The organism is Salicibibacter cibi (assembly GCF_016495865.1).
Taxonomy (GTDB): Bacteria; Bacillota; Bacilli; order Bacillales; family Marinococcaceae; genus Salicibibacter; species Salicibibacter cibi.
Map to the genome: position 1 here is coordinate 2,640,910 of NZ_CP054706.1, position 21,395 is coordinate 2,662,304.

A 21,395-nucleotide genomic window follows, 5' to 3' on the forward strand; every position below is an offset into this window, starting at 1 on the left:
TTTGGTATTGTCACTCAAATGGGCCTTTCTATGTATGGGGAACAACAAAAAGCTGATTTCAATCGTGCGCATTGAAATCAGCAAGTCCCGATATTAATGAACAGCCACCTTTAGCCTATGAATTTCCATATCGTGCTCTGCGACTTTATCACGCAAATAACTGATGTCGACATTTTGGCTTCTTGATTCCTTCAACACTTTATGCAGTTGCTTAGATTCTGCATGGCGCTGTCGGCTCAATTGCCTTTCTTCTGCAAATTCGATTTCCATCCCATCCATTCGCGTGATCAATTCCTTGCTGATTTTATTATTCTCGCCGACCATTTGATATGTCTCTCGATACGATCCATGCGTTCTTCACTCATGCCGTCCCCTCTCTTTCGATTATTTTTAGCGCATTGTATCTCTCTATTATCTATTATATAGAATATTCGTTCCCTTTCCAATGAAATTTTAGTCCTTTTTATTTCCCCACCAACCCTTGGTGCAAATCCTCCGCCAACAGCGACAATAGCCCTTCCTGATATCCGGCTTTTCCCTCCTCTTTCATTTCGCGTACGACCGGCAGCAGTGCTTCATTGGTTACATTCAAAAGCTTGGCCAAGCGTTCCGCTTCCATATGATTATCCGATAGCGACTGATGATAAGACGAAACATCCATCCGCCATAACTTAGCGCCATAAGGATAACGAGCAAGCAAACGGTCTGCCATCGCTACTCCTTCGGGGTCGATATCACCGGCATAAACAAGCGTGACGTTGGAATCGACGAGCATATCCATCAATTGCAATGCCGCTAACTTGAATTGCCCGTGTGTGCAAATGAGAGGTGCGTTGGGAACAGAATCTAAGAGACTTGAATACACGCCGGAATTTTCCACGATCCATACCCGATCGGCGATTGCCGGATAAACATCAGTTATCCGTTGCAATTCGCGTAAGGGATATTGAGCACGGATTGTGTATCCACAGCTGCCTGCCATAAAGGGTGTACTGTTTCTCCAACATCCGCCAGCAGATTCGCCACCGTGACATTGTTTGTAATATCATCCCGAAGGATATAAAAAGATTCCAGAAGTCTTGTCGCCTCTTCACTCCCATTGATAGGAGGACACCCGCTTTTAATCTGCAATACGTGCATCAAAAGCTTGCCGGCATCTTGGTTCATGTCAAAAGTGTGCGGATCCCCGCTCACCTTCTGGCTAAACACCGGCAATCGGATCGGCTCCTCGGTAAGGTTTCGAACCGCATCATGGAGAACTGGCACTAGCTCGGCTAACCTTCCGCTTTCAAGCAACCGGTATACCCAATAGGTATCCGGACCACGCGTGCGCAAATAATCGAACCAGTGTGTGAGATCCGGATATTGCGCTCCCCAATGCACGAGCGTTCGTTCTTCCGACTCTCGTTTTTGTTCGTGGGTTTCTTTTTTGGAAACGATTTTTTCATTAAAGTAACCTTCCAACAACGCGCGGACACCTACACCGGCAAAGCGTGTCTCACCCAGTTTCTTTTCAAAGCGAAGCAAATAGATCTTCTTTTTTTGTAAAAGAACCTCTTTCGTACTGCCAAAAAAAACAGCAATCTCCTCAAGCTCTGTGTCTTTGAAATCTGTAATATCGACAGATCCCCCCACGCGCCCGAGTGATTCCATTTTTTTGCGAAAAAGAGGAAAGAGCCGTCGAAAACCGCTCTTTCCTTGAAAATAGGCTAATGCTTCATCCAACATCTTTCTCACACCTCAACCGGTTCGGGCATTTGCATTGCGATCTTCTCTCCGTTCCAACGATAATGGATCGTCGTCACGTAATCGGCGTTCTTCGCGCGCAATAATTCATAGATCGAAAGGGACGGTACCGTATCATAGTCGCCCCAAAGCACCTGTGAATTCATAATGTAATCAAATCCGAGTTGTTCCACGACTTCAAACATTTCCCGAATATTATTCTCATCCACGCCTGCAAAGGCTTCGTCCAAGGAAATAATGTAAGGCGCTTGCGGGGACGCTTCTTGATAGCGAGAATAGCAAGCAGTCAAAAGCGGAATATACATGGCCAATGCTTTTTCGCCCCCGCTGAATTTATAAAACTGGTTATTGGAAAGTTCACGTACCGGCTCGTTCGTACGTTGAAAATAAATCTTGAACGAAAACCATTTTCGGTAGTCGAGGACTTCTTTTAAGACTTGCAAAAGTGTCTCTCCGTCCCCTTCGTCTTGAATCAGCTGTTTTGCACGGGCAATCTTTGAACGAAAATGGGTCGTTATCCGTTCCAAATCTTCGTCTTTCAGCAGCTTTGCATCTTGCTTTAAATGGTGTACAAGATCCCGGGTATCCATCTCATCTTCCGACTCCGCCGTGCGTGGTTTCCATTTGATCGAAAAGGTCAGCCCGGAAGAGATGTTGCGGCTGCCCATGATTTTGTTCATTTCTTTCGTCCACATTTCAGCGCGGCGAATGCGGCTGCGCAGCTTCATTCCGACGGATTTAAATAAAATTTCTTCGTACAACTCTTTATCCGCTTCGTTTAATATATCTTGTTGGCGTTCCTGCTCTTCGTTTACATAGGCAGCAACGGCATATGGGCTGACGGATTGGCCGCGCATGTACAATTCGATCATGCGCCGTTCCGATTTCGTTTCCCACGTCCGGAGCATCATTTGTTCTTCTTCGGATTGATACGCTTCCAGCTCTTCGGGGAGATTTTCCGAGACCGTATAATCTTTCATGCGATATTCCATCAGATCCGTTTGCTGTTCGTGAAACTGGTTCGTCAAATGCCGTTCAAACGCGGCAGCATTTTGGTCTTTCACGAACGCCCCGTATTGCTTCATCGTTTCCGATACAAGGTCGCTGAAAGATTGCGGGCCATCCTCTCCAAAAACAAAGCCGCGCTTCCACTCCTTCTCAACGGTCGCATGCCACAGGTTACGCAACTGACGGGTGAACGCAATTGCCCGTTCTTTGTCCTGGATCTCTTTATCACCATTTTCAGCATGGACGCGCTTGGCGGGTACAGTTTGTTTTTTCTCGTCCAGCCCCTCGCGCACTTCCTGCAAACGCTTTTGCACACGTTGAATTTCTTCTCGAAGGTCTTGGACGCCGGCGGAGGCCAGTTGCTTTTCCAGTTGTTCGATGTTCAGGCGAATGCCGCTAAGTTCAGCATTTTCGTGATTGTACTCCCCTTTTAACTCATCGACATCTTCTTTTAATTCCTCAAGCCGCTCGCTGAGCTCCGTCAACCGTTCTGTCGTTCGTTGCTTTTGGTCATGCAAACGTTGAAGCGTGAGGAGGTCTTGCGTGTAGGCGGTCATGTCTTCTTTGGCATGGCGGTAAGTTTTCCAATCTGCCTGAAGTTCGACATCCTTTGTCTTTTCCCCAACCTCCATCTTTTTCTCTCTTAATTCCCGGTCCAAATGCTTTGAGGTTTCCACTAAACGTTCCACCCGTTGATTCAAGTGGCTAAGGTTGGCTCGTGTTGCCTCCAATTGCCGCCAAATTTCCCGCAGGTCGCTGTCATCCGGAAATGTTTGCAAGTTGGATTCCAAAGCCTTCATTTTTTCCTCTGCGCCATTCTTTATTTGTTGAACGTGCGCACGGGTCGATTCTACACCCGTAATCTCTTCCTGCAGACGTTCGATTTGTTCCTCGCGATACTTTGCACGGGCGGTGCGACCAACAAAACGCACCCGTTCCAGAGGCTGGGCATGCCCTTTCAAGAGCCCAATTCGATAACTGCCATCAAGATCAAACGTGGCCTCTCCTTCGCTCTCGCTGCCAATCATGATACTTCGGAGCGCATCATCAATCGTTTCAGCCCTCAGTCGGCTTTCGTCAGGCAACTCCGGCCGAAGGTAATCGGCAAGGGTCGGTACCATCATTTTCGGTTGCGGCATGAGCACACGGTCATAGGTCAGGCTGAAATCGTTCCCATCGGTCACGAGCGCATCTAACAGGCCGGCATCAATGAGCGCGGATTCAATTCGAACGCGCGTATCCTCCGGCACATCTTCCAAAAATTCAACGGACGCATACAAAGATTCAAAGGCAATGCCCTTGTCTTTCAAGTGTCGGCGCGCTTCGATCGTTGCTTTTTGTGTGTCAGGCTCAGGATCTTTCTTCGTTTTCCAAGTGTGTAATTCTTCTTCAAGTTCTGCTTTCTGCTTGTCGAGCTCCCCAATCTCGACGTCGCGTTTAGCGATGATTGTTTTTTGTTTGCTGACAAATTGATCGGTTAACGCGCGAAAAGGGGCGCGCACATCCTCGTAATTGCTGTCGGCGTACAGTTGGTAAATCATGCGCGTGGATTGCTGAAAGGCCGATTCCCCGCTATCCTTCAACAGTTCCGATGCTTCCAGCCAAGCTCGAATCGCTTCGGCTTGTTTTTCTTTTTCTTCATCGAAGGTCCGTGTCCACTCCCGTTCTTCATGGCGGACTTGTTCGAGGTGTTGCTGTTCCTCATCCAACTCTTTTTTCTGCGCCATCACCTTTTCTTTTAAATCGGAAAACGCACGCAACGTTTCTTCACCGTCTGCGAGCAAGCGCTCGTGCTTTTTGGCTTCTTTTTCCCACAGCATAAACGCAAACGCCTCGTCCGCTGTCTTCTTATAGTCGTCGGCGTTTTGCGTATGACCCGAAAAAGCTGCTTCATCCGCGAGCATTTCCAGTTTTTCCAATTGATCCTGCACGTCTTGATGGACGCGCTCGGCCTCTGCCTCTACCTCTCGAATGCGGGTCTTCGTATCAAATTCTTGCCGTTCTTTGTTTTCTTGTTTCGCCTCAAGCGCTTCGACTTTTTGTTGCTGGTTTTTTTCGCGCTCGCGCTCAGCACCCAGTTCCTTTTCCATGTCCCACACTTCATGGGAGCTTAGGCGTTCTTCATGTTTGACGAGCGTATCTTGTTCAAGGCCAAGCTGTTCGATCTCTTCTTCCAAACCGGAAATCTCTGCAAGGAGGGTCCGCTGGCGTTCTTGCATCTCCGCTAAACGTTTTTCATCATTGACCAGACGTTTATCCGCTTTTTGATATTCATCCACTTGGTCAGCAAGCAACCGTTGATTGTAACGGTCATAGGCTTTGTTCAACTTGCCTAACGCTTCCTGCTCCCGATCGAGTTGTTCCATTTGTTGCTTCGTCTGGTCCATCTGTTCAATCGTGTCCGACAAATGGCGTAAATCTTCATCCGTAAGCGGAGGCAAAGCCGCTTCCAGTATTTCATAGATCGCCGTCGGTCGATAATCTTTAGAAAGTTTCGGACTGCGGATTTGAATTAAAAGCTTAATCAATTCTTCATAAGCATCGAGCGTTGAAAAGCCAAACACATGACGATTGACGAGTTTCATATATTCATGTTGCGTTTGCACAACCGTACCGCCGTCAGCCATTCGATGTTCCAATTCCACTCGGGAAAGAGGAATTTTTTTCTCCTTTTCCTTTTTATACAGAAAAAAATCTTCACCGATACGGCGGTTATCGGTGATGACAAACCCCCAGAATTTCATTTGCTTATGGCGCTTTGCCTGCAGACCGATGCCTGTCGTGACATATTGATCGCTATTCGCCCGTTTATATTCAATAAATAAATAACCGGTCCGTTCATCCCGATCAACGACTTCCTGCTCGCCAAGCAAGTAATCTTCCATTCGCCGCGCCCGGGAACCGAACGGATCCAAACGGTCCGGCGACTTGCGGCCATCGAGCAGCACCGGCAGAAAGCTTTGCATCGTCACCGATTTTCCCGAGCCGTTGCTGCCGCGGAGCAAAAGCTTGCCGTCTTCAAAATCAAACATTTCCTCATCGTAATACCAAAAATTCAAAAGACCTGCCCGATTCATTTGCCACTTATTTTCCGCACTCATGTGGATGCCTCCTTATCGTAATCCCGGGGATAAATCCCGTACATCCGTCCAAACCCTGATTGCAACACGAGGATACCGGTTTCATCTTCCACGTAAGCCATTTCCCAACTTTCGAGCGTGTCAATGAGGTCTTGGGTAATCGCCCGCGACGTCGCCTCCCGGTAATGCTTGCTCCACCCGTGCCCAACCTTCGTCTGCAACTTCTCCGCCAGTTGCTCAACTTCAGGGAGAGGCAGACGGATCTCGCCTAATTCCGTCACCTCGTAACGATCGAGTTCCGATCTAATCTCGGATGCCATATGTAAAAGGACATCCATAATGCCTTTCTGATCGGGAAACAAGGTATAGCGTTGTTTTCGTTCATGAATGACGAGCATTGCCGCGTTTTTATACAACTCCAATGAAAAAGGGGTATGCGCTTCGAAATCGTCACGCAGCCGGTTTCGGTAATTACGCAAGTAAGCAAAATCAAGGTCTGATTCCGATTCCCGGTAAACGACCGGTGACAGCATCAATTTCCGGTATACCCGCTTCCGGCGTTCATCATCGGTGTGACGTTCCCATTCGCTGTCGAGAAGGTCTCCGATAGACTGAAAGCGAAACAAATCATCCGAATACGCGCGCATGAAATAACGAGCATATACGGTTACTTCATAGAGCACATCCTCATCTTCATTATGGGTAAACTGATCGACATCGCCGTCCACCGTTTTAATAATCGACAGCTCCACCATCATTTTCAACGCACGCACGAGCGCTTTGCGATGCCGATACATCGTCCAATCAAGGGGCAACGTACCGGGATACATCTCGGCGATGTCTTCGGCCAAATCGGAAAGCAAAAACTGCTCGTCAACGGCGCGTCGTTCGGTAAATGCCAATCCGCAACAAAAAATCCCGTAATCCATCGGCTCCTTAAAAGCTTGAATCCCCATCCACGCTTTTGGTTCAACCGGAATTTTCTCAAGCTTGATAAAATGTTGGTGGATGATGAGGTCAAACCCGAATTTATCGGCAACGTAGCGCTTCAGCGCGTGTTCCCGCTCACGAATCAACTGGTAAGCATCAGGGTCTTTGGCCCGAACAATCCAAAAGCGCTCAAACAAAAGCGCGAGCGCGTCCGTTGCTTTTTCATCGAATTCCATGGTCGGTCGCTCCCTTCTCGGTCCAGATAATCTGGCACCTCCGACTCTAGCCGCTCCCCACAAATTCAAACGTCACATCCGGCAATTCCAGCTCGCCGTCTTCACTGCTCAGGGTCGTTTTAGCTCCCGGATGTACATGCACTTTCACATCCTGGCCGAACTCCGTTTTCACTTGCCGGTCCGTTTGCACCATCGCTTTTGAAATCCACGCTAAAAATAACTTCCGCACCGGCGTTTCCACGAATGAAAGGTGACTGAGCTGAATTTGATTGCCTTGCACGTAGTATTCCAGAATTTCTTGTTCCCGTTGCCGTTGCTGCAAATGCTCGCGAAGCTGCTGTTCTTTCGCTTCTCGGTGTTCAACAACAGCGCCCGCTTTCGTTTTTTCTCCGTAGTTCACGATGCGCGGAACGGTTTCATGAACACTTGCCGGCGCGTGCCACACGTCTGTATAGATGTCTTCGGTTAACGATGGATCGGCAAGCAAATGTTTTGTGTGGAAGACGCCGAACGCCACCGATGAGAGCTTGTGTGCTTCGTTAATGTCCGATATGCTGTCAAACCATTCGGCCAAATGCAAGTAATCTTGCCTCCGGCTTTGAAAATGTTGGTTGCGCTCGCCGAGGCGCTGCACCGTTCGTGTCACCCGGCGGATCGTTTCATTTGTCCGTTCTTGCAGCTTGTCAAATTCGCTTTCGTACTGGGATGATCCTAAAAACCAAGCAGCAAGATTCCCCCACTTCTCGCGATATTCAAGATACGGGTTTTCCTGCTCCGACTCTTCAAAACGAAAGACTTGCCCTTTGTGGCGAATGACACTGTTGAAGAAGCTCTCCATCGTATTCCCGTCGAGGATGCGAAGCAGATCCTGAATCTGCAGAGCCGTTCTTTGCAGGGAAATAATAAAATCACGCAGATAGGTCGTGAACTGGTCTTTATAAAGCAGAAACGCCTCCGTTTGCATACGCTCATTCGCATTCTCACTATCTATGTAAGCAAAATAATCCGACGTGTTTTGGGTGATTTGGCGAATATACATCATGACATCGTCCCAAAGCTGGGCGCATTCTTCATCCGTTTCGTTGTTGTCGGAGCGAACGATATCGTCAATCCTGACCAACCCTTGATAGAGACGTTCAAACTGCGAGCGTTCAAGCGATCCGCCAAATTGATCGCCTTGTTGTTCCATGCGTAGCATCATGCGCTCAAATTCAACCGTATAGGGGGTGCATTGGTAACGAAAACGCTTCTTTTTAAATTCCTCGACCGTATTGACTTTGCCAGTCTCCTGCTGGGTCGACAAATTTCCCCATTTCACCAATTGCTCGAGATCTTGCTGTAACTCTTCTAGCGAATATTCTTCAAAAGTCGCATCCTCTTGCAAATGGGCGTGAATCTCTTCTGCAAACAAAAACTGCCTCATGCGTTCGTGTTGAATATAGCAATAACGTAAAATGGTCCGATAACTCGAAGCCTTTTCGGCGGCAAGATACGTCGCTTCTCTCACGCGCTTCTTCACACTGTGTTGCACGGCGGAGCGCCTCCTCGATCTGGTTTCTATCATTTATTGTAACATGTACGCAAAACAAATAGAATATCGTCGGATATACAACACCGGCCAACGTAATCGAAACGAATGCTCCTTGCTCAAAACAGGGAGGGTTTCGTTTCCGTTTTTTCACTGCTGCTTTTTGTTCTTTGGATCTTTGGCCGACAGTTTCGCGTACATATCTTCCCCATACTCGGTTTGCAAATCTCTTGCCGAAGCGCGCGGTTGTCGCTCATTATCAGGTTCAGGCGGAGCCGTGGACTGGTTTTCTTCATCCGCCGATGGACGGTTAAAAAATTGGCGTCGCATATACATATGAAAGAAAATTTCGCCCCTGGTAAAATAAGTGCGGTAATAAATGATGGAATGCCTAACGCCATCGGTTGTTCTATGAAAAAGAGTCCAAGGATCCATACCCCCGCCCACGCGAGGAAAAAATCAGCGATCATTGCTGTTCTATCATTTATCCCCGGCAAAATGAATACATCCCCCAGAAACGATACAACGGTTAATACCAAACTTATCGCTAGTACATTCGAAAATGCCACGCCTGAAAATCCGCCTAAAACGATCCCTATACCGACGAACATCATCCCGAATTTTATGCCTATCCCTGCAAGGTACTTCATCATGTCCCACCTTGATTTTCTGGGAAAGCGCAGGGCGAAGACCCCGCAGGAAAAAAGCGAACTTCTTTTTTTCCGAGGAGGCTGAGCTCGGGGCCCACGGAAAGCGTAGGGTTTTTCCGTAGCGGTCACTACCAATCATAATTGCCCCTAGTTTGCCAGCCATAGATTTTGGTGAAGAGCCTTATTTCCGTTGTTTTTTTCTTTATCCTCACCCAAATTCACTGTTAATTTTTTGTTTTCTGAGTTATTTTCCTGTATAGTTTTACTTGATCGCGTTACGGGTATACAATCCCTACGACCAAAAAAAGGAGTGGATCAAATGCGCAATTATACCAAGCACTATATTAATGGAGAGTGGGTGGAATCCACCGGGTCCGAGACAATGGATGTGATTAACCCGGCAACGGAGGAAACGGTCGGGAAAATCAGCCTAGGAACCCAGGAAGACTTGGATCGTGCCGTAAAGGCGGCGCGTGCTGCTTTTCCTTCCTTTTCCACAACATCGAAAGAATATCGCGTTGAACTTCTTGAAAATATTGCTCAGGAATACAAGAAACGAAAGGAAGACATCGTGGCGGCGATCACCGAAGAACTGGGTTCGCCTGTAGGTATGTCGGACAATGTTCATTACCAAATGGGGCTCGCGCATTTTGAAACGACGGCACAGCAGCTGAAAGAGTTTGAATTCACAGAAAGACGTGGCGAAACATTCATCAAAAAAGAACCAATCGGGGTTAGCGGTCTGATTACCCCTTGGAACTTTCCGACCAATCAAACATCAACCAAAATCGCAAGCGCATTTGCGGCAGGCAGCCCGGTTGTCCTCAAACCTGCGGAACTCACCCCTTTTGCTGCTGTCATTTTAGCGGAAATTTTTGAAGATGCCGGTGTTCCGAAAGGGGTCTTTAACCTCGTCAACGGTACGGGAGAGACGATCGGCAATGGCATCAGCTCTCACCCCGACATTGATTTTGTTTCCTTTACCGGTTCCGGTGCCGTCGGACAAAAAGTTTCCGAGAATGCGGCCAAGACGATCAAGAAAGTCGCCCTGGAACTTGGCGGAAAATCTCCGATGGTCATTCTCGAAGATGCCGATGCGAAAAAAGCGGCCAAAGCCGCGGTGACAAATCTCGTAATGAACACAGGTCAAGCGTGTAATGCCGCGACGCGCACCTTGGTTCCGAATTCCATGCACGATGAATTCATCGAGGCCGTTAAAGAAGTATTACCCGGCTACCCTGTCGGCGACCCCCATGGCCCAAACATGATAGGGCCTTTAGTCGCAGAAAAACAATGGGATCGCGTCCAAGGCTATATAGAAAAAGGCGTCGAAGAAGGCGCGAAAATCGTCATAGGTGGCACCGGGAAGCCTGATGGCCTCGAAAAAGGCTATTATGTGAAGCCGACCGTTTTTACCGATGTAAAAAATGACATGGTCATTGCTCAGGAAGAAATTTTCGGTCCCGTAATGTCGGTGATTACGTACAATGATCTTGATGAAGCTGTCGACATTGCCAACGATACGATCTATGGATTACAGGGATATGTTGTCGGTGAGGACGAAGAAAAGCTGCAGGATATCGCTTCCCGTATTCAAGCGGGGCGCATTACCGTCAACAATGCGAAAATGGACTTTACCGCACCGTTCGGCGGTTACAAACAGTCCGGTGTCGGACGCGAATGGGGCGATTACGGCATCGAAGAATACCTCGAAGTGAAGGCTGTTCTCGGAATGCCTTCGTGAACCCCAACCATCCAGCTTGCCTGTCCCCTTTGGGGCGGGCAAGTTTTTGTTAGAAATAGAGGTGTCCTATGTTCAGAAAATTACGGAGCCCTTTTAAAAAACAACGCTGCTATTTTTGCAAAACGACAACCCCGTACATGCGCAATTATTACGATGAAAACGACAACCGTGTGGTTGTATGTGAAAAATGCCTGGAATACGCGGAACGACGAGCGTTCAGAAGAGTTTAAACGGAGGGATAACATGCCTAGCGAAGATCAAGTTCAGACATTGAAAAAACGATTATTGCAAACAAAAAACGAATTGGAGGCGCAAGCCGAAGAGTCCAATCGCCCGGAAGAAACCGGTGAACTCTCTCAGACCGGCAATCACCCGGGAGATCAAGGAACCGAATTACACGATCAAGCAAAGAACGCCGCCTTGAACAATCAATCCCAACAACAACTGGATGCCGTTTATCAGGCATTGCAAGCAATCGCGAACGGAACGTATGGCCGTTGTGACGTTTGCGGGGAGCCGATCCCTTATTGAACGATTGGACATCGTTCCGGAAACGACGCTTTGTATCAAGCATGCCCGTGCGGAAGAAGCCACTGCAGGGATAGAGATGCGCCGACCTGTTGAAGAAGATGAAATGGAAGGCGTTTTGGAAGAAAAAAAGGAAAAGGAAGAAGCCATCTTCGACCAAGCGGATACGTGGGAAGCCGTTAGTGAACACGGAACGTCCGAAACGCCATCGGATACGCCGGATGAAGAAGAAAACGACAGCGATGGAGCAAACGAAGAACCGCCAAGCCAAAAAAGATGAACAAATATATGAAACGGCGCACCGTGACCGATGCGCCGCTTTTCTTATCCCTTATTAAAATGCGATGACACCAAAGCCCATCAACACGACGATAACGAGTGTCACAACCACGAGCGTAAACCCTACGGCCGCGCCTTCTCCCCGCTTCGTTTTTCCGAGGGTCATTTCCATAAATCCGATAAGCAAAATTGCTAAAATGCCCTTGACGATATAATTTGCCGGAAAACCTAATTCAAAGAGCAGGCCAACGCCGGACACGATCATAATGATATAAAAAATACCGAGAATAATGCGCAAGATTCTCCCGCCCGTCGGTTTTCCCGCGCGATACAAGAAAAACGCGATCAAAAACAAAATTGGCAAAAATGCCCACGACCCCTGGTGGGACGCGAATAACATATCATACATGTGTTTTCATCCTTTCCAATCGTTAAAAAATGGCATGCATCCATAATGTATACCCATTCCACTTCCATGTTACACATTTATTATTCAAAAGCATAGCACCGTTTTGTGAACTCCAGATGAATATTTTATCTTCGTGTGGCAGAACGATGGCTCATGAGTGATCCATGGCGACTGAAATGCTCAGCCAGGACGAATTCCAGGACGCAGGAGCGCTCCATGGCGACCGACATGCACGGACACGACCGATTTCTGGGCTCATGGACGGACAATCCGCATATATACACCAAAAAAGAACAAGCATCGTTTGCCTGTTCTTTTCCACTTATCATTCGGATCCTGCTAATCGCCTTAAATCCTCCAGGATTGGTTCTGTGTCAACGTCAAGCCCGTCATAACGCTGAATTACTTGGCTATTTTCGTCCACTAAAAAAATATCGGTGGAATGAACGATATCTTCGTCATCGGCTGCCGGAGCGACAACACTGTGGAATGTGCTTTCCGCAAAATCCTCGACTTCATCGAGGCTATAGCCGGTTAGAAAATCCCAATTGGAATAATCCGCTTCATAGTGGTCGCCGTATTCTTTTAATACTTCCGGTGAATCATAGTCCGGATCCACCGTAAAGGAGACGAGGTTTGCATCGATGTCCTCGGTCGCCAAATCTCTTTGTAATTGAGACATGTTCGGGGTCATTAAATTACAAACCGTCGGGCAACGGCTAAAGATCATGTTGACTAACGTGTACTCTCCTTCTAAATCTTCATTCGTAACGACCTCATCCGATTGATTCGTATAAGAAAAGTCATGAAGATCCAAACCGTATTCCTGTAGATCTTCCCCATTTACTGCCGATGTTTCGCTGACATTATCGAACCAACCGCAGCCTGCCATTGCCAGTAGCATGACGACTCCGCATAGCCACAACCCTGCTTTTGTTCGCAACGCACTTCCTCCTTTGTGAATCCACCTACAATATGAACATAGATAAATCATGTAGACGGGTCTTTACTTTGAGGAATATGCAACTGCTTGGCAACTATGTCTGTGAAAAGACAAGTTTTCAAAATTTTGTTCGTGGCGTTTGAACGTTATGGGACAGTTTAGACAATTTTTTAGAAAGCCTTAGCCAAAGAAATCAAGCACTATTATCCGAACCCAAGGTTAAAAAACGCTGTGGGTTTTCTCCCCTACAGCGAATACCTATTATTTTAATGCTTCCTTGATGTCGATTTCAATTTTTTCCGGGTTGGTGCTCGGGGAATACCGATACAACACTGTTCCATCACGTCCGATGAGAAACTTTGTGAAATTCCATTTAATTTTATTTGAGCCTACGCCCCTAGTTTCGTTTGTGAGTTGTTCAAATAAGGGAGATATGTTTTCGCCCCGCACCGCTGTTTTTTTAAAGATTGGGAATGTGACTCCGTATTTTTCTTTGAAATAATCGGGGATCTCTTCACTATCCAACGGTTCCTGATTCATGAACTGGTCGTTCGGGAAACCCAATACATAGAAGCCTTGCTCTTTGTACCTGTCGTAGAGATGTTGCAACTGTTTCATTTGCGATGCAAATCCGCATTTGCTGGCCGTGTTTACAACAAGCAATACATTTCCTTCATACGTTTGCAATGTTTGCGTTCCTTCACCTACCAACTCCAGTTTTGCATCAAAAATACTCATCGCGCAACCTCCTTTTTCATCTATACCCGAACGTATCCATATTCAATCATTTGTTTAAAAGGACAGATTGGGCTTATAATAAAAAAATAATGACTCGAAGGAGGAAATAAAATGTCCATTTATAGAGCGTTGACGATCGCCGGTTCTGACGCAAGTGGCGGCGCCGGTATCGGAGCCGATTTGAAAACATTTCAGGATCTGGGCGTTTACGGAATGAGTGCGCTGACGACGATTGTGGCTATGAAGCCGGAAACATGGGAACATCAAGTTTTTCCCCAAGATATCAAAACCGTAGAAGCGCAGTTGGAAACCATTCTGTCTATTGGGGTCGATGCCATGAAAACAGGCATGCTTGCGTCCGTGGACGTCATTGAACTGGCCGCGCGCAAAATAGAGGAAAATGGCCTGCAAAGAGCCGTCATTGATCCGGTGCTCGTCTGCAAAGGGGAAGATGAGGTTTTGCATCCGGAAACAGCGGACGCATTGAGAGAAATACTCGTACCGAAAGCTTTGGTCGCGACACCGAATTTATTCGAAGCAGCTCAGCTGGCGCAAATGAAGACGATCACTACGGTTGAAGGTATGAAGGAAGCAGCAAAACGCATTCATAACAACGGCACAACGTACGTCGTTGTCAAAGGCGGGAAACAGCTTGACGATGATCGTGCGATCGACATCGTTTACGATGGAGATACGTTTAAAATGTTAGAAACCGAAAAAGTAGCCCACGCTTATAATCATGGTGCCGGCTGTACGTTTGCAGCCGCTATTACGGCTGAACTCGCGAAAGGAAGCGATGTACACGACGCCGTCACGACTGCCAAACAATTCGTCACCGCAGCCATCACCCACGGATGGCGCATGAATGAACACGTGGGCGCCGTTATGCACGGAGCCTATCGGAAATACGGAGTCGAAACGAACATCGAAAAACAGAAAGTATGAGTTCGATCAGAGAAGTTCCACAAGTTTAAGTGGGGCTTCTTTTATGGAGGAAGGCCTCTTGGCGCGCAAACGCGAGATATTCCTTTTCCTTAAACTCATGCCAATTATCTTCCACATTTAAATCAATGATCCGGTCTTTACACCTGCAAAACGCTTCTTTTCCTCAAATCGCCTCTGCTAAGGTTGCTTGCTTTTTTACATCGCTGAGCGAGTCGATAAATATTTCCATCCATTGATAATCATTAACTTCGCTTCCGCAACCTCTGAAAGATCAACCGGTTTGTTCATCATAACCTCCCCTTTCCCACATAGCGAGGGAGCGCTATAAAGCGCTCCCTCTTCATTTTTTCATATCGCTTTTGCTTTTTCGTAATCTTTTTCTCGTTTTTTCTCGACTTCGATCATTTTTTCCACGTTTTCCCGATATTCTTGCTGGGTACAACCGTGTGCTTGTTGAATTCCTTTTTCCATCAATTCATTTGATGCGTTCAAAAGAAAAGCCTCCTCAAATTATCCCCAATTCATAAGGGGTATGAAATTATTATACCCTTTTTCCCCTTATAATGAAACCTATTTTTCTTTATGGTCGATCCATTCGGAGAATGCGCGCAATGAAGAGGCAATCATTGCCTTCGTGTCTTCGTCGGTAATGGCACCGTTTTTAGCAATTTTTTTATTCGCATGTGCAATGAAGACACTTGGCTGTTGCATGACCGAAGCGCCGGCGGCTACAAGGGATTGTTTCAGCTGTTGTTGGGAAAAAGCGGTGCCGAACATCGTTGGCGAGGCACCGATCGTCGCCGTAGGCATGCCTTTGAGCACGTTATGATTGGCATCACTTCCCGCCCAATCGATGGCATTTTTCAAAACGCCGGGCATGCCATGATGATATTCCGGGGTGACGATGAAAATGCCATCACTATCCAATATCGCCCGTTTAAACTCGGCAACGCTGGCCGGATCGCCCCCTTCTTCCAAGTCTCCATTGAAAAGGGGGACTGCCGCCAAATCATAAGTGCTTAACGCCACATCCGCTTCCGCAAGTTCGGTTGCTGCAGCTAATACATGTCGATTGAATGAATCCCGTCGCAAACTGCCGCTGATTCCTAAAATGTTTCGTTTATTTGCCATTTTGATCTCTCCTTCGTACGCACATTTGCTATCTATTCTATTTCCTATCCCACTTATCTTTAAACGTGTTTAACCCTCCAATCCTTTTTTATAAACGAAAAGTGGTATATCATAGAAGGGGATGCTCGCGATAACGCACAGAACATATTTTAGGAGAGATGTGAGATGGAATATCGGATTGAAAAAGACACGCTCGGCGAAATGGAAGTGCCGGCGGATAAGCATTGGGGTGCACAAACGGAAAGAAGTGTACGAAACTTCCCGATCGGAAAAGAACAAATGCCGCGAGAAGTCGTGTATGGTTTTGCGACATTGAAAAAATCAGCGGCAAGGGCGAACGAAAGCTTGGGCAAATTGGACAGCGACAAAGCAGACGCTATCTCCAAAGCGGCAGATGAAGTGCTTGCGGGCGATTGGGACAGCCACTTCCCGCTCGTTGTATGGCAAACCGGCAGCGGCACCCAATCGAACATGAACATGAACGAAGTACTCGCACGCCGGGGAACGGAAATCCTTCATGAACAGGGAAAAGATGCAGCCATTCACCCGAATGACGACGTCAATCGTTCCCAAAGTTCCAACGACACGTTTCCGACAGCAATGCACGTTGCCGCAGTTACGGAAGTTAAGCATAAGTTGTTGCCTGTTTTGCAAACGTTAAAAAATACAGTCGCCGAGAAAGCGGAGAGCTTCAATGACATTATAAAAATCGGTCGGACGCACTTGCAAGATGCCACCCCGCTAACGGTCGGCCAAGAATTCAGCGGCTGGCAAGAAATGCTCCGCAAAAGTGAAAAAATGATCGCAGAAAGCATTGAATACTTAAATGACCTCGCCATCGGCGGCACGGCTGTCGGGACAGGCATCAACGCTCATCCTCAATTCGGGGAAAAAACCGCGGGATTTATCAACGAAGAAACGGGTTTGTCTTTCAAGTCAGCCCCTAATAAGTTTCACGCGCTGACAAGTCACGATGACATTTCCCATGCCCACGGTGCGTTAAAGGCGCTTGCTGCTGACTTAATGAAGATCGCCAATGATGTCCGTTGGCTATCAAGCGGTCCTCGTTCGGGCATTGGCGAGCTCACGATTCCGGCGAACGAACCTGGGAGCTCTATTATGCCGGGCAAAGTGAATCCGACCCAAAGTGAAGCACTCACGATGGTGTGCACACAGGTGATGGGGAATGACGCCACGATCGGCTTTTCCGCCAGCCAAGGGAATTTTGAACTCAACGTCTTCAAGCCAGTAATCATTTACAACTTTTTACAATCTGCCCAGTTGCTCACCGATGCCATGCAATCGTTCCATGACCGTTGCATCGTCGGCATCGAGCCCGAAAAAGAAAACATCGACGCCCACGTTCGAAATTCATTAATGTTGGTTACTGCCCTAAACCCGCACATCGGCTATGAAAAAGCCGCGGCAATCGCGAAAAAAGCACACGTCGAAGGGGTAACGTTAAAAGAAGCCGCTGTTAACAGCGGCGAGCTTACCGAAGAACAGTTTAACGAATGGGTAGACCCTGCGAAAATGGTTCAGCCTTCCGAATAATGAAATGCAAAAACTGCCCTTGGTCCCGTACCGTGGGCAGTTTTTCATTCATCGTACGTAAAACGTACGACATATTTTTCATTTTTAAGCTTAATGATTTCCACAAGCGGGCATATTTCATAGCCATTATGCCAGTTGTCTTCCAGTTTAGCCTTCACACAACTAGCTTGAAACTTAGACCGAAAGGTCTGTTTCCAATAAATCCATCGCGGTCTGTACATTTGTAATTGCTCCTTTAACTCCTTCTAAAAAATGATGTGGTCTCGTTTCAACTTTCCCATTATTTTACGGGCGCACACCAGCATTATGCAAGGTCTGTGATTGATGTTCAGGGATGCTGCGGACATTCTAGTAACATGTTGGGTTGGGTACCCGGTTTGGACAATTACAGTCGCACTTCGCCAGTTTCTGTCCGATCCTTCCCTTTAGCGATTGAACGACGGACATGATACAATGCCTCTAGTTATTTTTCAGAAATGAGGGTTTGAACATGGATGGAGAAACTCGTTCCTTAACGTTTACCAGCGATATTCTTGATCAAGAATTTGAGCTTTACGTCTACATACCGCCCAATTACCACGAAAGCATCGCTTACCATCTATTGATCGCGCAAGACGGGCAAGATGCTTTTCGGCTTGGAAAAATTGGCCGTAACGTTGAATCGATGATTTTAGAAGAAGCCGGTCCGGAAACAATTGTCGTCGGGGTGCCCTACCCTCGTGTATCTGCCCGGCGCAAGTGGTATCATCCTGATGGAGAAGAGACACCCCAATACTTGCAATTTTTGACGAAGGAACTTCTCCCTTTTCTCGCCGATCAATTTTCTATCCGAGAGGATGCAGACGGGCGCACGCTTTTGGGTGACTCACTAGCCGGGTCGATTGCCTTGCTCGCGTGTTTGGAGCACCCGGACATGTTTAAACGCGCGATTATGTATTCGCCTTACGTCAATGACACCTTGCTTTCCAAAATAGATGAAAGCAAAGATCTCGATACATTTACCATTTATCACACAGTGGGTACTGACGAAGAAGAAGTAAAAGGAACCGACGGATCGATTATGGATTTTATAACGATGCATAACGATCTCCAAAATCGTCTAAAAAACAGTGTTAGCAACTATCGCTCGAAAATCATTGAGGAAGGTAATCATACGTGGTTCACGTGGGAGCCCGACCTACATCAAGCGCTACATTTTATGTTCATCATACATGGGGAGTGAAAAGATGAGCGTTCAAATTGCAAACACTGAAGAAGAAATGCAAACCGTGCGCGAGATTCGTTCAACGGTTTTTATCGACGAACAAAATGTTCCTCCGGAGGAAGAATGGGATGAATATGAAGAGCAAAGCACCCATCTTCTCGCTCAAGTGTCCGGCACATGGGCAGGTGCCGGCCGGGTCCGTTTCTCCGGGCGCGCTGGCAAAGCAGAGCGAATCTGCGTGCTAAAACAATTTCGCGGCACCGGCGTCGGAAAAGAAATCATGCAAGCACTTGAAGATTATGTTGCTTCGCAAGGCGCGGAGTCGGTTATTCTTAACGCGCAAACTCATGCAAAAGATTTCTATGAAGTATTAGGTTATATCATCACGTCAGACGAATTTCTGGACGCTGGCATCCCTCATGTCGCGATGGAAAAACGATTGTAAAGGGATGACTTTTTTGATTTACTCCCCATGCATGCGGGCTATTTGTAGTTTTGTGGTCTGGATTTTGAGTCTTCCCATCCTAATCACCCTTGTGAAAACACAGGCCCTTTGGCGACGTCATGGGATTTTTGAACAAGTCATAGTGCATATATCAATGCATCACATCCGGGCTCATTCGTCCTGATGTGCATGCTGCTTCGGATGGAGCCCAGGTGCGTGCCATGCTTCTATTCCACCACTTAAAAGAAAAGGATGAGCAAACGTTAGAACCATCCAAAGCAACCTACGATGAGCAACCGCTTGCCTCTCATCCACATGGGAACAAGTCCTCCAGTGAGCTCACGGAAAAGACAAACAGAAGTCCATAAGTTCAAGTGACCCATCGAATCGAGCCAAACGCATTCAGATCAAAGGAAGAGGTCCAAGACCGGTGTTTCCGCATGCTTTCAACCAAGAAAGCGAGGAGCGAAAAAGGATCAACACCGAAATCTATGGTTGACAAATAGATGTAATTGATGATATTCGCTACGGAAAAACACGACGCTTTCCGTGGGCACCAAGGCTCAGCCTCCTCGAAAAAAGACGTTCGCTTTTTTTCTGCGGGGTCTTCGCCCTGCGCTTTCCCACAGGAGTCTCCGTGTTTTTCCTCCGCTAGCTAGTGTTATTACCATAATTAGTCATTTATATCAACCATAGATTTTGGCTAAGAGCCGCGAAAAATACTTACTTTTTCATCAGTCTTCAAGATTATCTGTATTCAATAATGTGTTCTTTTAAACACCGAATAGCATGGTCGACGTCTTTCGTTTTAAAAACATTCAATAAATCACTGTGAGCTTCTGTAAATTTTTTTAAATCCCAAGCTGATTCGCTTTGGTATGTAAAAAGCAAACGCATGCGATTAAAAATAGCATCCCATAAATTTGAAACATTACTCATATTAGAGGCACGGATAATCAATTCGTGAAATTGCATATCCAAGTCACTAAAAAGGGGATGATCATTAAATGTTGACGCGCGTCTCATTAGCTCTACAACCCTCTCGAAGTTTTCGAAATTTTGCTCATTCCATGTCGGTAGTGTTTTCAAAGCAAATGTTTCAATATTAATTCTCATGGGAACCAGCAACTCCGTCACTTCTTCTGTTGTAATATGGCTTACTTTCGTTTCTTTATAGGCTGTGGAAATCAGAAGCCCTTCCATAACCAATAATTGTATGGCTTCACGTACAGGTCCTCTGCTCACGCCCAAATTAACGGATAATTTTGTTTCTGTCACTTTTTCTCCCGGGCTGAGTTGACCTTTAAAGATGGCTTTTCTGATTTCCTCGGCTATTTGATGTTTTAGCGAACTTTTCTTAAGGTGTTCCATGATGCATCTCCTCAATCTCTTTTATCATATGGGCTATTTGGAATAATTATATCATAGTATATGCCGTGATTGTTGACAATAAAACAAGCTTGCATCACAGGGAGGCGATGGAGCAATTTGAAAGGTCGTTTTCCGAGCACATCGTGGAAACGTATGGCTTAGATACCGATTGTCCATTTATATACTATGTCCAAATATCTTTCCATCGTCTTAAGGCTCTTCACCAAAATCTATGGCTGACAAACTAGTGCAGCCTGTCGTAAATAAGCGATCACACCGACGATCGGAAGACCGGATTAGGGCTTCAAACTGGGGTCAGTGATCGATTGGATTAAACCGCCACAGCCCGAGTTAAGGTATCAAAGGCTATCGTCAATGACCGAATGGTTTCTTGCGAAGCAGGCTCCCCGTCGCCATGAAACAGTTCATGGCGACCGAACACGAAAGCCAATCGTTCATTCGGTCACCATGAGGCAGCCATGCCGACCGAATATCTTTGATACAAGCCTTTTCGGTCACCATGAAGCGGCTATGACGCCCGAACTCTTTCGATTCAGGCCATTACGGTCGTCATAAAACGGTTATGGCGACCGAACACGAGAACCGACCGCTTTTTCGGTCGCCATGAGGCGGTCAATTGTCCGGGTTAAAGGCCAGAAACAACTGTTGTTGACGGCCGAATGTCTTCCCCATGATCGGGTAATTAAGCCACCTTGCACTAGGGGCAATTATGATTGGTAGTGACCGCTACGGAAAAACACGACGCTTTCCGTGGGCCCCGAGCTCAGCCTCCTCGGATAAAAAGAAGTTCGCTTTTTTCCTGCGGAGTCTTCCCACTGCGCTTTCCCACAGGAGTCTGCGTGTTTTTCCTTCGCTAGCTAGTGTCATCACCATATTTAACCTCGAATATCAACCATTGATTTTAG

Annotated in this window: 21 protein-coding genes; 7 read left to right on the top strand and 14 right to left on the bottom strand. The window is 46.9% G+C overall.

The annotated features are described in order from the left end of the window. Window positions 1–93 precede the first annotated feature (93 nt). The 7 genes from HUG20_RS13140 to HUG20_RS20000 all read right to left on the bottom strand — a co-directional run bounded on the left by HUG20_RS13140 (window position 94) and on the right by HUG20_RS20000 (window position 9,181). Window positions 94–324, bottom strand: coding sequence for a hypothetical protein (locus HUG20_RS13140; RefSeq protein ID WP_200085111.1), 231 nt, complete (start codon window positions 322–324; stop codon window positions 94–96). 139 nt (window positions 325–463) lie between these two features. Continuing rightward, the gene (locus HUG20_RS13145) at window positions 464–931 is read right to left on the bottom strand and encodes a DUF2399 domain-containing protein (protein WP_200085112.1); all 468 of its coding nucleotides are present in this window, start codon (window positions 929–931) and stop codon (window positions 464–466) included. Then, on the bottom strand, window positions 919–1,728 hold the full coding sequence (locus tag HUG20_RS13150; protein ID WP_200085113.1) for a TIGR02679 domain-containing protein: 810 nt from the start codon (window positions 1,726–1,728) through the stop codon (window positions 919–921). The genes HUG20_RS13145 and HUG20_RS13150 overlap by 13 nt, the downstream gene beginning before the upstream one ends. Window positions 1,729–1,733: 5 nt before the next feature. Beyond that, on the bottom strand, window positions 1,734–5,855 hold the full coding sequence (locus HUG20_RS13155) for a TIGR02680 family protein (protein ID WP_200085114.1): 4,122 nt from the start codon (window positions 5,853–5,855) through the stop codon (window positions 1,734–1,736). Then, window positions 5,852–7,000 carry a TIGR02678 family protein gene (locus HUG20_RS13160; RefSeq protein WP_200085115.1) on the bottom strand — a complete coding sequence of 383 codons (1,149 nt, stop codon included), beginning with the start codon at window positions 6,998–7,000 and terminating at the stop codon, window positions 5,852–5,854. The genes HUG20_RS13155 and HUG20_RS13160 overlap by 4 nt, the downstream gene beginning before the upstream one ends. Window positions 7,001–7,046: 46 nt before the next feature. Continuing rightward, window positions 7,047–8,531, bottom strand: a complete 1,485-nt coding sequence (locus HUG20_RS13165) for a TIGR02677 family protein (RefSeq protein WP_246476408.1) — start codon at window positions 8,529–8,531, stop codon at window positions 7,047–7,049. A gap of 116 nt (window positions 8,532–8,647) precedes the next feature. Then, window positions 8,648–9,181 (bottom strand): DUF2512 family protein, encoded by a 534-nt coding sequence (locus HUG20_RS20000; protein WP_425504072.1) that lies wholly within the window; start codon window positions 9,179–9,181, stop codon window positions 8,648–8,650. Between the two features lie 316 nt (window positions 9,182–9,497). On the opposite strand from HUG20_RS20000, the gene HUG20_RS13175 reads away from it, so the two are divergent. The 3 genes from HUG20_RS13175 (at window position 9,498) to HUG20_RS13185 (ending at window position 11,730) form a co-directional block, all read left to right on the top strand. Next, window positions 9,498–10,922: an aldehyde dehydrogenase family protein gene (locus HUG20_RS13175; protein ID WP_200085118.1), complete on the top strand. Its 1,425-nt coding sequence runs from the start codon at window positions 9,498–9,500 to the stop codon at window positions 10,920–10,922. A gap of 243 nt (window positions 10,923–11,165) precedes the next feature. Next, window positions 11,166–11,453, top strand: coding sequence for a TraR/DksA C4-type zinc finger protein (locus HUG20_RS13180; protein WP_200085119.1), 288 nt, complete (start codon window positions 11,166–11,168; stop codon window positions 11,451–11,453). After that, window positions 11,413–11,730 (top strand): hypothetical protein, encoded by a 318-nt coding sequence (locus tag HUG20_RS13185; protein WP_200085120.1) that lies wholly within the window; start codon window positions 11,413–11,415, stop codon window positions 11,728–11,730. Before HUG20_RS13180 ends, HUG20_RS13185 begins: the two co-directional genes overlap by 41 nt. Before the next feature lie 54 nt (window positions 11,731–11,784). Here the strand turns inward: HUG20_RS13185 and HUG20_RS13190 are convergent, their stop codons facing one another. From HUG20_RS13190 to HUG20_RS13200, 3 genes are all read right to left on the bottom strand, one after another. After that, entirely contained in the window at window positions 11,785–12,138 is a 354-nt protein-coding gene (locus HUG20_RS13190; RefSeq protein ID WP_200085121.1) for a DUF1516 family protein, read from the bottom strand. 325 nt (window positions 12,139–12,463) lie between these two features. After that, window positions 12,464–13,081 carry an SCO family protein gene (locus tag HUG20_RS13195; protein WP_200085122.1) on the bottom strand — a complete coding sequence of 206 codons (618 nt, stop codon included), beginning with the start codon at window positions 13,079–13,081 and terminating at the stop codon, window positions 12,464–12,466. A gap of 261 nt (window positions 13,082–13,342) precedes the next feature. Next, the gene (locus tag HUG20_RS13200) at window positions 13,343–13,819 is read right to left on the bottom strand and encodes a glutathione peroxidase (RefSeq protein ID WP_200085123.1); all 477 of its coding nucleotides are present in this window, start codon (window positions 13,817–13,819) and stop codon (window positions 13,343–13,345) included. 111 nt (window positions 13,820–13,930) lie between these two features. Between HUG20_RS13200 and pdxK the strand changes: the two genes are divergently transcribed. After that, a complete protein-coding gene (pdxK, locus tag HUG20_RS13205) occupies window positions 13,931–14,764 on the top strand; it encodes a pyridoxine/pyridoxal/pyridoxamine kinase (protein ID WP_200085124.1) in 834 nt (277 codons plus the stop codon). Between the two features lie 348 nt (window positions 14,765–15,112). Here pdxK and HUG20_RS13210 read toward each other — a convergent pair whose 3' ends face one another. Together HUG20_RS13210 and HUG20_RS13215 are read right to left on the bottom strand one after the other, a co-directional pair. Next, complete coding sequence (locus tag HUG20_RS13210) at window positions 15,113–15,256, bottom strand: YuzK family famiily protein (protein ID WP_200090599.1); 144 nt, start codon at window positions 15,254–15,256, stop codon at window positions 15,113–15,115. 78 nt (window positions 15,257–15,334) lie between these two features. Then, the gene (locus tag HUG20_RS13215) at window positions 15,335–15,895 is read right to left on the bottom strand and encodes an NADPH-dependent FMN reductase (RefSeq protein ID WP_200085125.1); all 561 of its coding nucleotides are present in this window, start codon (window positions 15,893–15,895) and stop codon (window positions 15,335–15,337) included. A gap of 165 nt (window positions 15,896–16,060) precedes the next feature. On the opposite strand from HUG20_RS13215, the gene fumC reads away from it, so the two are divergent. After that, entirely contained in the window at window positions 16,061–17,449 is a 1,389-nt protein-coding gene (fumC, locus tag HUG20_RS13220) for a class II fumarate hydratase (protein ID WP_200085126.1), read from the top strand. A 44-nt stretch (window positions 17,450–17,493) separates the two neighbouring features. Here fumC and HUG20_RS13225 read toward each other — a convergent pair whose 3' ends face one another. Further along, on the bottom strand, window positions 17,494–17,670 hold the full coding sequence (locus tag HUG20_RS13225) for a hypothetical protein (RefSeq protein WP_200085127.1): 177 nt from the start codon (window positions 17,668–17,670) through the stop codon (window positions 17,494–17,496). A gap of 269 nt (window positions 17,671–17,939) precedes the next feature. Between HUG20_RS13225 and HUG20_RS13230 the strand changes: the two genes are divergently transcribed. Both HUG20_RS13230 and HUG20_RS13235 read left to right on the top strand, forming a co-directional pair. Continuing rightward, window positions 17,940–18,671 carry an alpha/beta hydrolase gene (locus HUG20_RS13230; RefSeq protein ID WP_200085128.1) on the top strand — a complete coding sequence of 244 codons (732 nt, stop codon included), beginning with the start codon at window positions 17,940–17,942 and terminating at the stop codon, window positions 18,669–18,671. Window positions 18,672–18,675: 4 nt separating this feature from the next. After that, window positions 18,676–19,098 carry a GNAT family N-acetyltransferase gene (locus tag HUG20_RS13235; protein ID WP_200085129.1) on the top strand — a complete coding sequence of 141 codons (423 nt, stop codon included), beginning with the start codon at window positions 18,676–18,678 and terminating at the stop codon, window positions 19,096–19,098. Window positions 19,099–19,845: 747 nt separating this feature from the next. Here HUG20_RS13235 and HUG20_RS13240 read toward each other — a convergent pair. Further along, window positions 19,846–20,469 (bottom strand): GntR family transcriptional regulator, encoded by a 624-nt coding sequence (locus HUG20_RS13240; protein WP_200085130.1) that lies wholly within the window; start codon window positions 20,467–20,469, stop codon window positions 19,846–19,848. Between the last annotated feature and the right edge of the window lie 926 nt (window positions 20,470–21,395).